At 68.3% G+C, this 13,563-nt stretch carries 13 protein-coding genes; 5 read left to right on the forward strand and 8 right to left on the reverse strand.

Features of this window, described 5'->3' with window-relative positions; translation table 11 throughout:
* Nucleotides 1–14: 14 nt before the first annotated feature.
* Nucleotides 15–731 (reverse strand): 1-(5-phosphoribosyl)-5-[(5-phosphoribosylamino)methylideneamino]imidazole-4-carboxamide isomerase, encoded by a 717-nt coding sequence (hisA, locus tag F3H32_RS00980; RefSeq protein WP_149763586.1) that lies wholly within the window; start codon nt 729–731, stop codon nt 15–17.
* A gap of 159 nt (nt 732–890) precedes the next feature.
* Between hisA and F3H32_RS00985 the strand changes: the two genes are divergently transcribed.
* The 4 genes from F3H32_RS00985 (at nt 891) to otsA (ending at nt 5,609) form a co-directional block, all read left to right on the forward strand.
* Nucleotides 891–1,277, forward strand: a complete 387-nt coding sequence (locus F3H32_RS00985; RefSeq protein WP_149763588.1) for a DUF2147 domain-containing protein — start codon at nt 891–893, stop codon at nt 1,275–1,277.
* A gap of 338 nt (nt 1,278–1,615) precedes the next feature.
* Nucleotides 1,616–2,395 carry a trehalose-phosphatase gene (otsB, locus tag F3H32_RS00990; RefSeq protein WP_149763590.1) on the forward strand — a complete coding sequence of 260 codons (780 nt, stop codon included), beginning with the start codon at nt 1,616–1,618 and terminating at the stop codon, nt 2,393–2,395.
* Nucleotides 2,392–4,200: a glycoside hydrolase family 15 protein gene (locus tag F3H32_RS00995; RefSeq protein ID WP_223191306.1), complete on the forward strand. Its 1,809-nt coding sequence runs from the start codon at nt 2,392–2,394 to the stop codon at nt 4,198–4,200. The genes otsB and F3H32_RS00995 overlap by 4 nt, the downstream gene beginning before the upstream one ends.
* On the forward strand, nt 4,197–5,609 hold the full coding sequence (otsA, locus tag F3H32_RS01000) for an alpha,alpha-trehalose-phosphate synthase (UDP-forming) (protein ID WP_149763592.1): 1,413 nt from the start codon (nt 4,197–4,199) through the stop codon (nt 5,607–5,609). Before F3H32_RS00995 ends, otsA begins: the two co-directional genes overlap by 4 nt.
* A gap of 66 nt (nt 5,610–5,675) precedes the next feature.
* Here the strand turns inward: otsA and F3H32_RS01005 are convergent, their stop codons facing one another.
* A complete protein-coding gene (locus tag F3H32_RS01005) occupies nt 5,676–7,562 on the reverse strand; it encodes an acyl-CoA synthetase (protein WP_149763594.1) in 1,887 nt (628 codons plus the stop codon).
* A gap of 125 nt (nt 7,563–7,687) precedes the next feature.
* Nucleotides 7,688–8,206, reverse strand: coding sequence for a peptidoglycan-binding protein LysM (gene lysM, locus F3H32_RS01010; protein WP_149763596.1), 519 nt, complete (start codon nt 8,204–8,206; stop codon nt 7,688–7,690).
* Nucleotides 8,207–8,325: 119 nt separating this feature from the next.
* Here lysM and F3H32_RS01015 point away from each other — a divergent pair, with 119 nt between their 5' ends.
* Nucleotides 8,326–8,838 (forward strand): CAP domain-containing protein, encoded by a 513-nt coding sequence (locus F3H32_RS01015; RefSeq protein ID WP_149763598.1) that lies wholly within the window; start codon nt 8,326–8,328, stop codon nt 8,836–8,838.
* A gap of 162 nt (nt 8,839–9,000) precedes the next feature.
* On the opposite strand, the gene F3H32_RS01020 is transcribed toward F3H32_RS01015, so the two are convergent.
* From F3H32_RS01020 to tsaD, 5 genes are read right to left on the reverse strand one after another with little or no spacing between them, the layout of a single operon-like run.
* Complete coding sequence (locus F3H32_RS01020; RefSeq protein ID WP_149763600.1) at nt 9,001–10,791, reverse strand: ABC transporter transmembrane domain-containing protein; 1,791 nt, start codon at nt 10,789–10,791, stop codon at nt 9,001–9,003.
* Between the two features lie 41 nt (nt 10,792–10,832).
* The gene (locus tag F3H32_RS01025; protein WP_188128549.1) at nt 10,833–11,258 is read right to left on the reverse strand and encodes an EVE domain-containing protein; all 426 of its coding nucleotides are present in this window, start codon (nt 11,256–11,258) and stop codon (nt 10,833–10,835) included.
* Nucleotides 11,258–11,530, reverse strand: a complete 273-nt coding sequence (locus F3H32_RS01030; RefSeq protein WP_374189425.1) for a YciI family protein — start codon at nt 11,528–11,530, stop codon at nt 11,258–11,260. Before F3H32_RS01030 ends, F3H32_RS01025 begins: the two co-directional genes overlap by 1 nt.
* The gene (locus tag F3H32_RS01035; RefSeq protein WP_149763602.1) at nt 11,530–12,474 is read right to left on the reverse strand and encodes an NAD(P)H-dependent glycerol-3-phosphate dehydrogenase; all 945 of its coding nucleotides are present in this window, start codon (nt 12,472–12,474) and stop codon (nt 11,530–11,532) included. The genes F3H32_RS01030 and F3H32_RS01035 overlap by 1 nt, the downstream gene beginning before the upstream one ends.
* Nucleotides 12,471–13,535 (reverse strand): tRNA (adenosine(37)-N6)-threonylcarbamoyltransferase complex transferase subunit TsaD, encoded by a 1,065-nt coding sequence (gene tsaD / locus F3H32_RS01040; RefSeq protein ID WP_149763603.1) that lies wholly within the window; start codon nt 13,533–13,535, stop codon nt 12,471–12,473. Before tsaD ends, F3H32_RS01035 begins: the two co-directional genes overlap by 4 nt.
* Between the last annotated feature and the right edge of the window lie 28 nt (nt 13,536–13,563).

Consider the following 13,563-nt stretch of genomic DNA (forward strand, 5'->3'; position numbering starts at 1 on the left):
CTCGTCCCGCGCCGTCAGGCCAGCGCCTTCAGCGCCGCATTCAGGTCGATGGCGCCGTCGTAAAGCGCCCGGCCCGAAATCGCGCCGGCGATGACCCCGGTTGCCCGCAGCGCCATCAGGTCCTGCATCGAGCTGACCCCGCCCGAGGCGACGACCGGAATGTTCACCGCCCGCGCCAGGGCCTCGGTCGCGGCGATGTTGGGTCCGGCCATGGCGCCGTCGCGGTCGATATCGGTATAGATGATGGCGGCCGTCCCCGCGTCCTCGAAGCGATGCGCCAGTTCGACGGCGGTGACATTGGTGTCTTCCGCCCAGCCGCGCACCGCCACCCGGCCGCCGCGCGCGTCGATGCCCACGGCGATCTTGCCGGGAAATGCCATCGCCGCCTCGCGTACCAGGTCGGGGTCTTCGACCGCGACGGTGCCCAGGATGACCCGCGCCAGCCCGCGATCCAGCCAGGCCTCGATGGTGGCCATGTCGCGGATGCCGCCGCCCAGTTGGGCGGGCACGTCGATGGCGGCCAGGATCGCCTCGACCGCGTCGGCATTCACCGGCTTGCCGGCGAAGGCGCCGTTCAGGTCGACCAGATGCAGCCATTCCGCCCCGGCATCCTGGAATGCGCGGGCCTGCGCGGCGGGATCGGTGCCGAAGACGGTCGCCGCCTCCATGTCGCCGCGCAGCAGGCGCACGCAATTGCCGTCCTTGAGGTCGATCGCGGGATAAAGGATCATCGCATCTCTCCTGATAGCGTGGCGTCCCTTTGCCACAGCCCGCCGCGATCCGAAAGGCCCCGGCGCGGTGGCTGCGACCTCACGTCAGGCTTGATCGGCAAAGCTTCGCGCCCGCATCCTGCAAGCCGCGCCATCACCTTGGCAAAAGGGGGAATCATCATGAAGGCATTGGCAACCGCCGCCCTGCTGGTCTTGGCCGGAACCACGGTCCAGGCCCAGGGCATAGGCGGCATCTTCCAGACCCAGGCCAATGACGACGGCAATGTCGGCATGGTCGAGTTCTACGATTGCGGCGGCAAATATTGCGGGCGGCTGGTCAAGAGCTTCGACCGGGCCGGCAAGGAAATCGGCTCGCCCTATGCCGGCAAGAACATCGTCGCCGGCATGACCGATGACGGGGGCGGCAAGTTCTCGGGCGGCACGATCTGGGATCCGGGCGCCGACAAGACCTATAAGTCCAGGATGCAGCTTGACGGCAAGCTGCTGGATGTTTCCGGCTGCGTCGCGATGTTTTGCAAGACCCAGCGCTGGGTCCGCGTGAAATAGTCCGGCAAGGGCCGGGATCGCCCAGGCTGCGCCCGGTCTTGCCCATTCCCGCGGCCCCTGGCGATGTCCCGCCGGGGCCGCAAGGGACGGTGTTTTCCCGCCCCGTCCTTGCCGCATTGCGCAATCCCGCCGCCGCGAAACGACCTTGCGGGTTTCCGGCGGAACCTTTTGCTGCTATTGCTGTTGTATGCCTGCACCGTCGCAAGGCGCAGGAAGGGGCCGGAACGCCGGTCTCGACATGGTCGCCAGGTGCATCAAGCGCCCGACGCGGCCCGCCAATCGCACTATCGCAATGCCTGCGCCCCAGGGCCGCAGCGAAATCGTGATCTTTGGGAGTTATGCAGAAAATCATCTCGGCAACCACGGCGGACGCAAACGCAATCATTGACGGTTCGCTGTCGGACTGGGCTTTTTTCCTGGACCTTGACGGAACGCTTCTGGACCTGGCCCATACCCCCGAAGCGGTGGTGGTGGCGCCGGGCCTGCGCCAGACCCTGGCGCGGCTTGACGCGGCAACCGGGGGCGCGCTGGCCATCGTCACCGGCCGCTCGGTCGGCTTTGCCGAAAGCCTGTTTCCCGGCCAGCCGCTGACCCTTGCCGGGCTGCACGGGGCCGAAATGCGGCTGCGCCAGGACCATTCCGCCCTGTCGGAACAGCCGCCCCCGCCCAGCTATGCCAAGGCGCGCGAGATGGCGCAGCGCGCCGCCCAGTTCCTGGCCGGCGTGCTGTTCGAGGACAAGGGCGCCGGATTTGCCCTGCATTACCGGCTTGCCCCCGACCACGCCCAGGCGGTCGCCCGGATCATGGCCCAGGCGGCCGGGCTGGCCGGTCCCGCCTATGCGCTGCGCCCCGGCAAGGCGGTGGTCGAACTGGGACCCGCCGATGCCAACAAGGGCCGCGCCGTCAAGGCGCTGATGGACATGCCGCCCTTTCTGGGGCGGCGCCCCTTTGCCGCCGGGGATGACGTGACCGACGAGGATATGTTTCGCGCCGTCAATGGCCGGGGCGGGCTGTCCATGCTGGTCGGGTCCCAGGCGCAGTTCAGCCGCAGCGCCGCCCTATCGCGGCTGGAGGAGCCGGCCGATTTCCGGCGCTGGCTGGGGGGGCTGGTCCCATGAACGCCGCGCCGCCCCCTTCGATGCAGACGCTGGATCTGGGCGTCATCGGCAATTCCGCCGTGGCGGCGCTGATCGACCCGGCCGGAACGCTGAACTGGATGTGCTTGCCGCGGCTGGACGGCGACCCGGTGTTTTGCGCGCTGCTGGGCCCGCCGGGCGAACCGGGCGAGGGCGCCTGGAGCCTGCGGCTTTGCGACCAGGTGTCGACAAGCCAGCGCTATCAGCGCAACACCGCGATCCTGGAAACGGTGCTGACCGACCGCGACGGCAACCAGGCGCGGATCACCGATTTTGCCCCCCGCTACCGTAAGAACGGCCGCATCTTTCGCGGCGCCACCATCACCCGCATCGTCGAGCCGATCCGCGGGACGCCGCGATTGACCGTGTCGCTGCGCCCGCGGCAATCCTATGGCGCGCATCCGCCCGAGATTTCGCGCGGCACCAACCATGTGCGCTACATGCTTGGCGATCAGACCCTGCGGCTGACCACCGACGCGCCGATCGAATATGTGCTTTCGCGCACCCCCTTTCTGCTGGACGGGCCGCATGTCTTCCTGCTGGGACCGGACGAGGGGCTAAGCGACAGCGCCTCGACCATTGCCAACATGTTCCTGGCCGAAACGCGGCTTTACTGGCTGGACTGGGTGCGCAGCCTGTCGCTGGCGGCGGATTTTCAGGACGTGGTGATCCGCGCGGCCATCACGCTGAAGCTGTGTTCCAACGAAGAGACTGGCGGCATCGTCGCGGCGCTGACCACCTCGATCCCGGAATACGGCGCCAGCGGGCGGACCTGGGATTACCGCTATTGCTGGCTGCGCGATTCCTATTTCACCGTGCAGGCGCTCAACAGCCTCAGCGCCACCCGCACGATGGAGAACTACCTGATCTACGTGTCGAACCTGGTGGCCGCGTCCGAGGACGGCTATATGCAGCCCCTGTTCGGCCTGGGGCTGGAGCGCAAGCTGGACGAGCAACTGGTGCCGACGCTTGGCGGCTATCGCGGCTTCGGCCCGGCGCGCTGCGGCAATGCCGCCTGGACGCAGGTGCAAAATGACGGCTACGGCTCGATCGTGCTGGCGGCGATCCAGTGCTTTTTCGACGAAAGGCTGCCCCAGCTTGGCGGCGAACATCTGTTCCGCCAGCTTGAACGGCTGGGCGAACAGGCGGTGGCGCGCTGGGACCGGCCCGATGCCGGCCTGTGGGAGTTCCGCAACCGCAGCGAAGTGCATACCCATTCCGCGCTGATGTGCTGGGCGGCCTGCGAGCGGCTGGGGCGCATCGCGGCCCGGTTGGGCCTGCCCGACAGCGCCGCGCGCTGGAGCGCCGCCGCATCCACGATCCACGAGGGCATCCACCGCCGCGCCTGGAACGAGGCGCGCCAGTCCTTCGTCGCGACATTCGAGGGCGAGGACCTGGACGCCAGCCTGCTATTGATGGCGCAGACCGGCTTCGTGGCGCCCAACGATCCGCGCTTCCTGTCGACCGTCGCCGCCTGCGAGGCGGAGCTGCGCTTTGGCAACCATGTCTATCGCTATCGTCGGCCGGACGATTTCGGCCCGCCCGAAACGGCATTCACCGCCTGCACCTTCTGGCTGATCGACGCCCTGGTCCGCACCGGCCGGCGCGAGGAGGCGCGCCACATCTTTGACGACATCCTGTCGCGCCGCAACCATCTGGGCCTTCTGTCCGAAGGCGTCCATGTCGAAAGCGGAGAGCTTTGGGGGAACTTCCCCCAGACCTATTCCATGGTCGGGCTGATCAACTCTGCCATTGCGCTCTCGCGATCCTGGGAGGAGATATTATGAGCCGCCTGATTGTCGTTTCCAACCGCGTGCCCGATCCCGACCGCGCGCCGGCGGGCGGGCTGGCCGTCGCCTTGCAGGCCGCGCTACAGGACCGCGGCGGGGTCTGGATGGGTTGGTCGGGCAAGTCCTGCGGCGAAGACGAACCGGGGCCGCTGGCCTTTCAGCAACAGGGGTCGATCACCTATGCGCTAAGCGACCTGTCCGAACGCGACCTGTCCGAATATTACAACGGTTTCGCCAACAGCGTGCTTTGGCCGCTATGCCATTACCGCATCGACCTGACCGACTTTGCCCGCCGCGATGCCCAGGGCTATTTCCGCGTCAACCGCTTTTTCGCCGAGCGGCTTTTGCCGCTGATCCAGGAAGACGACCTGATCTGGGTCCATGACTACCACCTGATGCCGCTGGCGGACGAATTGCGCCGGCTGGGGGTGCGCAACCGCATCGGCTTTTTCATGCATATCCCGTGGCCTGCGCCCGATGTCTATCTGACGCTGCCGATGGGTGCCCGGCTGTTGCAGTCGATGACCGCCTATGACCTGCTGGGATTCCAGACCGAAAACGATGCCGCCAATTTCCGCGAATGCCTGCAACGCGGCGAACTGGCCACCCGCCGCGCCGGCGAGACCGATTTCGTCGACACCACCGGCCGCCACTTTCAGGTCGGCACCTTTCCGATCAGCATCGATACCGGCAATTTCGCGCGCCTGGCCTGCCAGGGGGTGCGCAATCCGACGGTGCGCAAGTTCCGCGCCACCTTGGGCGAGCAGCAGCTAATCGTGGGCGTGGACCGGCTGGATTATTCCAAGGGGCTGGTCCAGCGCCTGAACGGCTATCGCCGCTTCCTGGAAACCCAGCCGCATTGGGCGGGCCACGTCACCTATTTGCAGATCACCCCCAAAAGCCGCTCGGGCGTGCATGAATATGACAGCTTGCAGCGCGAGGTGGCCGAGCTTGCCGGCCATATCGGCGGCACCATGGGACGGCTCGACTGGGCGCCGATGCGTTATGTCAACCGCGCCTTCAGCCAGCAGGTGCTGGCCTGCATCTATCGGATGGCGAATGTGGCCCTGGTGACCCCGTTGCGCGACGGGATGAACCTGGTGGCCAAGGAATATGTCGCCGCACAGGACCCCGAGGATCCGGGCGTGCTGGTTCTGTCGCGCTTTGCCGGGGCGGCGGCAGAGCTGGGGCCCGGCGCGCTTTTGGTCAATCCCTATGACGAGGACGCCATCGCCCAGGCCATTACCCAGGCGGTGTCGATGCCGCGCGAGGAAAGGCAGCGCCGCCATGCCCGGATGATGGAGGGGCTGACCCATAACGACGTGTTCCACTGGTGCACCGATTTCCTGGGCCGGCTGGCGCCCTCGCAGGTGCTGCCGCTGAAAGGGCCGCCCAACGCCGCCTAAGGCCGGCCGGATGCGGCGCCGCCCGCACCGGACTGCCCGTTGATGCGGCCGGCGCGATGGGCGGCGTCACGCCCATTCCCAGGGCAGCGCATATTGGCCCAGCAATTGCTCGACGGCGCCGCGGTCGACCTGGCCCCTGGGCTGGATGCGGGCGACCAGGCCGCGCTTGCGGTCGTCGATCACCTCGGCCACCTGGGCCGCCAGACCCGATTCGGCCAGGGCTGCGTCATAGACCCGGCGGATCGCCAGCTTGCGCAGGTCGGGCTTGAAGATCTTGCCGACCGCGGTCTTGGGCAGTTCGGGCAGGATCTCGATATGCTTGGGGATGGCCGCGCGTTCGTGGATATGGGCGCGGGCATGGTCCATCAACTCGTCCAGGCCGACCTCGGCCCCCGCGATCAGTTCGACATAGGCACAGGGCAGTTCGCCCGCAAAGCTGTCGGGCTGGCCGATGGCCCCGGCCGAGGCGACCTTGGGATGGGACAGCAGCGCGTCCTCGATCTCGGCGGGGTCGATGTTGTGGCCGCCGCGGATGATCAGGTCCTTGGCGCGGCCGGTGATCCACAGATAGCCGTCGGCGTCCATCCGCCCCAGATCGCCCGTGCGCAGAAAGCGGCTTTCGGCGAACAGGTCATGGTTCTTGTCGGCCTCGGTATAGGTCGAGCCCTCGAAGACGCCGGGATTGGCCACGCAGATCTCGCCGATCTCGTCGGTGGCGCATTCGCGGAAACCGCCGTTCTGGCGTTGCAGGATGCGCACATGCGTATAGGGCAGTGGCAGGCCGACCGAGCCGACCTTTTTCAGCCCGTCGACGGGATTGCACGATACCAGGCAGGTCGCCTCGGTCAGCCCGTAGCCCTCGGCGATCTCGACCCCGGTCGCGGCCTTGAAGCGGTTGTAAAGCTCGATCGGCAGGGGGGCCGAGCCCGAGATCGCGGTCTTGAGCGACGAGACATCGGCATCGACCGGGCGCTGCATCAGCGCGGCGATGGCGGTGGGCACGGTGATCAGGAAGGTCGCCTGCCAGCGGTCGATCAGCTTCCAGAAATTGTCGAACACCCCCTCGCCGCGATAGCCGGCGGGCGTCGGCATGACCAGTTGCGCGCCCGATATCAGGCAGGACATCAGCACCGGATAGGCGGCGAAGACGTGAAACATCGGCAAGGGGCACATCAGCACGTCGGTTTCCGTGAACAGCAAAGTGCCGCCCAGCCAGCCGTTATAGATCATGCCCGACTGCTTGTGCTGGGCGACCTTGGGCATGCCGGTGGTGCCGCCGGTGTGGAAAAAGGCGGCGACCCGGTCCTCGGCCGGCTCGTCGAAGGTCAGGCGGTTGTGCTTGCAGGCGCTGGCGGCGGCTTCGAAGTCGATCACCTTGGCCGGGTGGCGGGCGGGAACCTTGGGCCGCATCAACGGCACCAGCAGGCGCTTGACCCCGGTCAGGTAGCCGCGCAAGTCGACCTCCAGCACGGTCTGCACCTTCGGGGCCTGCGCCACGGCCTGGGCGGCCTTCTGCGCGACCTCGGACTTGGGAAAGCTTTTCAGCGTCACCAGCACCTTGGCCCCGGTTTCGCGCAGGATGGCGGCGATATGGTCCGGCTCCAGCAGCGGGTTGATGGGGTTCACGATCCCCGCCGTCGCGCCGGCCAGCAGCACGATCGGCGCCTCGATGCAATTGGGCAGCAGATAGGCCACCACATCGTCCGGCCCGACGCCCAAGCTGCGAAACAGGTTCGCGGTTTCCGTCACCCGCTCGTGCAATTCGGTCCAGGTCAGCGTGCGGGCCGGGGCCTTGGGGTCCGAAAAAAGCTGGAAGCTGATCGCGGGGCGCTGGGGATGGCGGTCTCGGGTCTGGGTCAGGGCCTGATAGACGGTGCGCGGCACCGGCCGCTGCGCATAGGGCATTTCCGTCTCGACCGCGTCGCGGTCTGCGACGCCTGCGAACCTGACCATTCCTGACCTCCCATTCCCAGGTCCGGGATCCTGCCCGGCCCAAGGGCAGAATGGTCCAAGACGGCGCGCGCTGGCAAGTATCGCGCCGCCCGCGCCGCGGCCGGAACGCAGCGTCGCATCCGGTTTCAGCCCTGCGGAATGCGCAGGGTCTGGCCGGGATAGATCTTGTCGGGATCGCTGAGCATGGGCTTGTTCGCCTGAAAGATCTCGGGATAGCGCGAGGACTTGCCCAGGTATTTCTGCGCGATGGCCGACAGCGTCTCGCCCTTCTGGACGGTATGGAACAGCGGCTTTGCCCCGGCCGGGGCGGGCGTTTCGGTGCCGGCATCGTCGGCCAGTTCGACATGGGCGATGCCGCGGATATTGCCGACCGCCAGGATCAGCTTTTCCAGCGTTTCCTGGTCGCGCGCCTTGCCCGAAATGACGACGGTATCGCCCCGCAGCTTCAGATGCACATCCTTGCCGGTCAGGCCCAAGGCGGACAGTTCGGCCTTGAGCGCGGCCACCTTGCGGTCGGTGTCGCTTTGCGCGGCTTGGGCCTGCGGGGCTTGGGCCTGCGGGGCCTGGGCGGGGGCCTCATGCGCCTCGGCCTCGGATCCGAACAGCGATTTCCCGGCGTCTTTCACGAAATCCCAGATGGCCATGACCTCTCCTTTTCTGGCTGCGTCTGGGCGGCAACGCTTCGCCGGGGCCGGGGTTCCAGACAATTTTCAACATTCGAAGATTGAGAAATACGCGTCCCCTTCCTATCTTCCCCGGCTGAATGGGGGACAAATTGATCATATACCGCAACTTACTGGCCTATCTCATTTTTCTTGGTCTGTCGGCACCGGCTTTGGCGGCGGGCGGGACGGCGCCTGGCAAGGCCACATGCTATCAGACCAGTCAGGTCGAAAACGCGGCCGCGACCCGGGCCACCAATGCCACACGCAAGGCCCATGGCCTGGCACCCTTGCAGCCCAGCCGCGACCTGGCCGCAGCGGCGGCAGCCCATGCCTGCGACATGGCCAGCCGCGGCGTGATGTCGCATCAGGGCAGCAGGACCAAGGGGCCGATGCAGCGGTTGAAGAAACAGGGCTATCGGCCCGCCCTTGCCGCCGAGAATATTGCCGCCGGCCCCTGGGGACAGGACCGGGTGCTGACGGAATGGGTCCGTTCCGGCGACCATCTGGCGAATATTCTGATCCCCCAGCTTCATCATTACGGCATCGGCCGCGCCTTGGGCGCGGATGGCCGGACGGTCTATTGGGCGGCGGTCTATAGCGCCCCGCGCTAGCAGTCGCCGGCGGAAAAGGGGCGGCCTGACGCCGGATATCAGCCGGGGCGGTTATGCGGCGTGGCCGGTCGCCCATCGCGGCAGGGGCCGGTCCTGCCGCGATGGGTCCGCGACTGCGCCGCCCCGCTGCCGGGCAGGGCGCGGGGCACGGGACGCGCGCGTTCAGGCGATGTCCGCCCCGCCTTCGGTGAACTGCAACCGCGCCAGCCGGGCATAAAGTCCACCCTGCGTCACCAGCTCCTCGTGCCGGCCCTGGGCCACAATGCGGCCATGGTCGAAGACCACGATCCGGTCGGCCTTCTTCACCGTGGCCAGCCGGTGGGCGATGATGATGGTGGTGCGGGACCGGGCCAGTTCGTCCACCGCATCCTGCACCAGCCGTTCGGATTCGGCGTCCAGCGCGCTGGTCGCCTCGTCCAGAAGCAGGATCGGCGCGTCGCGCAGGATGGCGCGGGCGATGGCGATGCGCTGCTTTTGTCCGCCCGACAGCATCACCCCGCGCTCGCCGACGAAACTGTCATAGCCGTCGGGCAGCAAGGCCAGGAACTCGTCGGCATGGGCGGCGCGGGCGGCGGCCTCGACCTCGGCATCGCTGGCATCGGGCCGGCCGAAGCGGATGTTCTCGCGCGCCGTGGCGGCAAAGATCACCGGATCCTGCGGCACCAGCGCGATGGCTTGGCGGAAATCGCCGCGCGCCATGTCGCGCAGGTCGATGCCGTCGATGCGCACCGCCCCCGAATCGGGGTCCCAGAAGCGCAGCAGCAACTGGATCACCGTGGTCTTGCCGGCGCCCGAAGGCCCGACCAGCGCCACCGTTTCGCCTGGATGGATGTCCAGCGTGACCCCCTCCAGCGCCGAACGGTCGGGGCGCGAGGGGTAATGGAAGGTCACGTCGTCAAGCCGGATCGCGCCCTGGACCGGGCGGGGCAGGGCAATCGGCTGGGCCGGATCGGCCAGCAGATCCTGCGCGGACAGCAGCTCGGTCAGCCGCTCGGTCGCGCCGGCGGCGCGCTGCAATTCGCCCCAGATTTCCGACAGCGCGCCCACGGCGCCGGCGACCAGGACCGCGTAGATGACGAACTGCACCAGTTCGCCCACGGTCATCATCTCTAGCCGCACGTCGCGGGCGCCGATCCACAAGACCCCCAGCACGCCCGAGAAGATCAGGAAGATCACGATCACCGTCATCACCGTCCGCGTCCCGACCCGCTTCAGCGCCGCGTCGAAGGACCGCTCGGTCACGTCGTCGAAGCGCGCGCGCGTCGGCCCTTCCTGCGTGAAGGCCTGGACGGTCTGCGCCGAAAGCAGGCTTTCCGAGGCCGCGCCCGAGGATTGCGCGATCCAGTCCTGGTTCTGGCGCGACAGCTTGCGCAGCCGCCGGCCCAGCACGACGATGGGCACGACGACCAGCGGCACCAGCAGCAGCACCAGCCCCGACAGCTTGGCCGAGGTCCAGACCAGCATCGCCATGCCGCCGATCAGGATCAGGAAATTGCGCAACGCGATCGAGACCGAAGAGCCGATGACCGACTGGATCAGCGTGGTGTCGGTGGTGATGCGGCTGATGATCTCGCCGGTCAGCACGCGTTCGTAAAAGGCGGGGCTCATGGCGATGACGCGGCTGAACACGGCCTTGCGGATGTCCGCGACCACGCGTTCGCCCAGCCGGGTGACAAGGTAATAGCGCATCCCCGTCCCCAGCGCGAGCAGGGCCACGATGGCCAGCGCCGCGCCGAAATACTGGTCCAGCAGCTGCGCCCCGGCGCCAAAGCCGTCCACCACCCGGCGCACCGCCAGCGGCAGGACCAGGTTGATGCCCGCCGTGACCGCCAGCGCCACCAGCGCCGCCGCCAGAAGCCCGCGATAGGGGCGCAGAAAGGGCCAAAGCGCCCTTAGCGCGCCGATGCGTTTCGTGGTCGGCCGATCCACGATGGGTTTGGGTCCGCGTGCCATATATCCTCCCTGGGTCGCCGACGGGCTGCCTGATGGCGCGTTCACAGCGGTTCGGTGCCGCCGGCCAGCTCCAGAATGATTTCCCATTCCGCGTCCGAGACGGGCTGCACCGACAGGCGCGAATTGTTGACCAGCACCATGTCCCCAAGCCGGGGTTCGGCCTTGGCCTCGTCCAGCGAGATCGGGCGCTTGATGCGGGCGACGGCGCGGACATCGACGCATTCCCATTTCGGGTCGGCGGCGGTGGTGTCGGGATGCGCCTCGGCCACCACCTCGCAGATGCCGACGATCTCCTTGCCGATATTCGAGTGATAGAAGAAGCCGCGCTGGCCCTTCTTCATGGCGCGCATGTTGTTGCGGGCCTGATAGTTGCGCACGCCGTCCCATTGCTCGCCCGTCTCGCCGCGGCTGATCAGGTCGTCGAAGCTGAAGACGTCCGGCTCGGATTTGAACAGCCAATACGCCATCAGCCGATCACCTTCTTCCACTCGATCACCTCGACCGAGGCGAACAGTCCGGCCGCCTTGTAGGGGTCCTGCGCCGCCCAATCCTTGACCTCTGTCAAGCCGTTGCCCTCGACCAGCAGCAGCGAGCCGCAGGGCTGGCCGTCCTCGACCAGCGGGCCGGCCAGCTTGACGCCGGGCTGCGCATCCAGGAAGGCCAGGTGGCTTTCGCGGGTATCCAGGCGGGTTTGCAGCTTGCCGGCATGGTCGCGGCAGATCACGGCGAAAAGGGGCATCATTCCTCCTTCAGGGGGCGGTTGAGCAGAAAATCCAGCGCATGTTCCATGGCGATGCTGCCTTGGGCAAGCCCCGCGACCAGATTAGAGATCGGCATCTCGATCCCCAGCCTTTCGGCCAGGGCGGTGACGGCGCGGGCGGTGGCGGCGCCCTCGACCGTGGTGCCGGGGGCAAAGTCGCGCCCGGAACCCAGCGCCAGCCCGTAGCGAAAATTGCGCGATTGTTCCGAGGTGCAGGTCAGCACCAGGTCACCCAGGCCCGACAGGCCCGGCAATGTCTCGGGCCGGGCACCAAGCGCGGTGGCCAGCCGCAGCATCTCGGCAAAGCCGCGGGTGACGATGCTGGCGCGCGCGCTGTCGCCATAGCCCGCGCCGATGGCGGCGCCGGCGGCGATGGCGATGATATTCTTCAGCGCCCCGCCCAGTTCCGCCCCGGTGACGTCGGTGCTGCGGTAAAGCCGCAGCGTCGCGGTGGAAAGCTGGCGTTGCAGCGCCTCGGCCGTGCCGGCATCGGCGCAGGCAAGCGTCAGTGCCGTGGGCAGGCCGCGGGCGATGTCGGCGGCAAAGCTGGGTCCGGTCAGCACCGCCACCCGCGCCTGCGGACAGGCGGCGGCGATCAGCGCCGAGGGGCCGGTCAGCGTCGCCAGGTCGATCCCCTTGGCGCAACTGACCAGGTTGCGGCGGTCGAGGCGCGCGCCATGCTCGGCCAGGAACCCGCCCAGCACCTGCGCCGGCAGCGCCAGCAGCACGGTGTCTGCCGCGATCTGATCCAGCCGGTCGGTGACATGCAGCGCCGGCGGCAGGGCGACGCCGGGCAGGCGCGGATTCTCGCGCGCCGCGGCCCAGCCGATGTCGCGGCCCCACAGCGTGACCGGCCCCTTGGCCGCCAGCGAAACCGCCAGCGCCGTGCCGAATGCGCCCGCGCCGATCACCGCCACGCTCATGCCTTGGCCCCCCGCTTGCCGGCGCCCAGCATCGGTGCGGCGTCCCGGTCCAGCGGCCAGCGCGGCCGCGCGGCCAGGTCCATGCCGTCGCGCTGGCCGGTCCGGTAGGCCTCGATCCCGGCCCAGGCGATCATCGCGGCATTGTCTGTGCAAAGCCGCAGCGGCGGCGCCAGGAAATCCGCGCCGGCCTGGGTCGCGACCGCTTGCAGCGCCGCGCGCAGGGATGCGTTGGCCGCGACGCCGCCGGCCACGGCAAGCACCGGCACCGGGGACAGGGCCAGGGCGCGGCGGGTCTTTTCGGCCAGCACCTCGGCCACCGCCGCCTGGAAGCCGGCGCAAAGATCGGCGCGGTCCTGTTCGTGCAAGCCCCCCTGCGCCGCGACCAGCGCGTCGCGCTGGCGCAGCACCGCGGTCTTGAGCCCGGAAAAGCTAAGGTCGCAGCCCGGCCGGTCCAGCAGCGGCCGGGGCAGGGCAAAGCGGCGCGGATCGCCCGTGCGCGCCGCCGCCTCGACCGCGGGGCCGCCGGGCTGGGGCAGGCCCAGAAGCTTGGCCACCTTGTCGAAAGCCTCGCCCGGCGCGTCGTCGATGGTGCCGCCGAGCCGGGTGAAATCCGCCGGGCCGTCCACCCGCAGGAACTGGCAATGCCCGCCCGAAACCAGCAGCATCAGATAGGGAAAGGGAATGCCGTCGGTCAGACGCGGCGTCAGCGCATGGCCGGCCAGGTGGTTGACGCCGACCAGCGGCAGCCCGCTGCCCGCCGCCAGCCCCTTGGCCAGCATGACGCCCGACAGCACCCCGCCGATCAGCCCCGGCCCGGCAGTGACCGCGACCCCGTCCAGGTCGGCCAGCCGCATCCCCGCCTGGGCCAGCGCCTGTTCGACGCACAGGTCCAGCCGCTCGGCATGGGCGCGGGCGGCGATTTCCGGGACCACGCCGCCGAAATCGTCATGCAGCGCCGTCTGGCCCGCCACGACCGAGGCCAGGATGGCGCGGTTTTCGCACACCACCGCGGCGGCCGTGTCGTCGCAGCTGCTTTCAATGCCCAGAAAGATCAGTCCCATGCTTGTCCTTGTTCCCGCGCCGCCAAGG

This window comes from Paracoccus thiocyanatus, from assembly GCF_900156255.1.
GTDB classification, from domain to species: Bacteria; Pseudomonadota; Alphaproteobacteria; order Rhodobacterales; family Rhodobacteraceae; genus Paracoccus; species Paracoccus thiocyanatus.

Coding starts and splice junctions, on each gene's coding strand:
- hisA (WP_149763586.1), bottom strand. CDS start 731: ATGATCCTTTATCCCGCGATCGACCTCAAGGACGGCAATTGCGTGCGC.
- F3H32_RS00985 (WP_149763588.1), top strand. CDS start 891: ATGAAGGCATTGGCAACCGCCGCCCTGCTGGTCTTGGCCGGAACCACG.
- otsB (WP_149763590.1), top strand. CDS start 1,616: ATGCAGAAAATCATCTCGGCAACCACGGCGGACGCAAACGCAATCATT.
- F3H32_RS00995 (WP_223191306.1), top strand. CDS start 2,392: ATGAACGCCGCGCCGCCCCCTTCGATGCAGACGCTGGATCTGGGCGTC.
- otsA (WP_149763592.1), top strand. CDS start 4,197: ATGAGCCGCCTGATTGTCGTTTCCAACCGCGTGCCCGATCCCGACCGC.
- F3H32_RS01005 (WP_149763594.1), bottom strand. CDS start 7,562: ATGGTCAGGTTCGCAGGCGTCGCAGACCGCGACGCGGTCGAGACGGAA.
- lysM (WP_149763596.1), bottom strand. CDS start 8,206: ATGGCCATCTGGGATTTCGTGAAAGACGCCGGGAAATCGCTGTTCGGA.
- F3H32_RS01015 (WP_149763598.1), top strand. CDS start 8,326: ATGGGGGACAAATTGATCATATACCGCAACTTACTGGCCTATCTCATT.
- F3H32_RS01020 (WP_149763600.1), bottom strand. CDS start 10,791: ATGGCACGCGGACCCAAACCCATCGTGGATCGGCCGACCACGAAACGC.
- F3H32_RS01025 (WP_188128549.1), bottom strand. CDS start 11,258: ATGGCGTATTGGCTGTTCAAATCCGAGCCGGACGTCTTCAGCTTCGAC.
- F3H32_RS01030 (WP_374189425.1), bottom strand. CDS start 11,530: ATGCCCCTTTTCGCCGTGATCTGCCGCGACCATGCCGGCAAGCTGCAA.
- F3H32_RS01035 (WP_149763602.1), bottom strand. CDS start 12,474: ATGAGCGTGGCGGTGATCGGCGCGGGCGCATTCGGCACGGCGCTGGCG.
- tsaD (WP_149763603.1), bottom strand. CDS start 13,535: ATGGGACTGATCTTTCTGGGCATTGAAAGCAGCTGCGACGACACGGCC.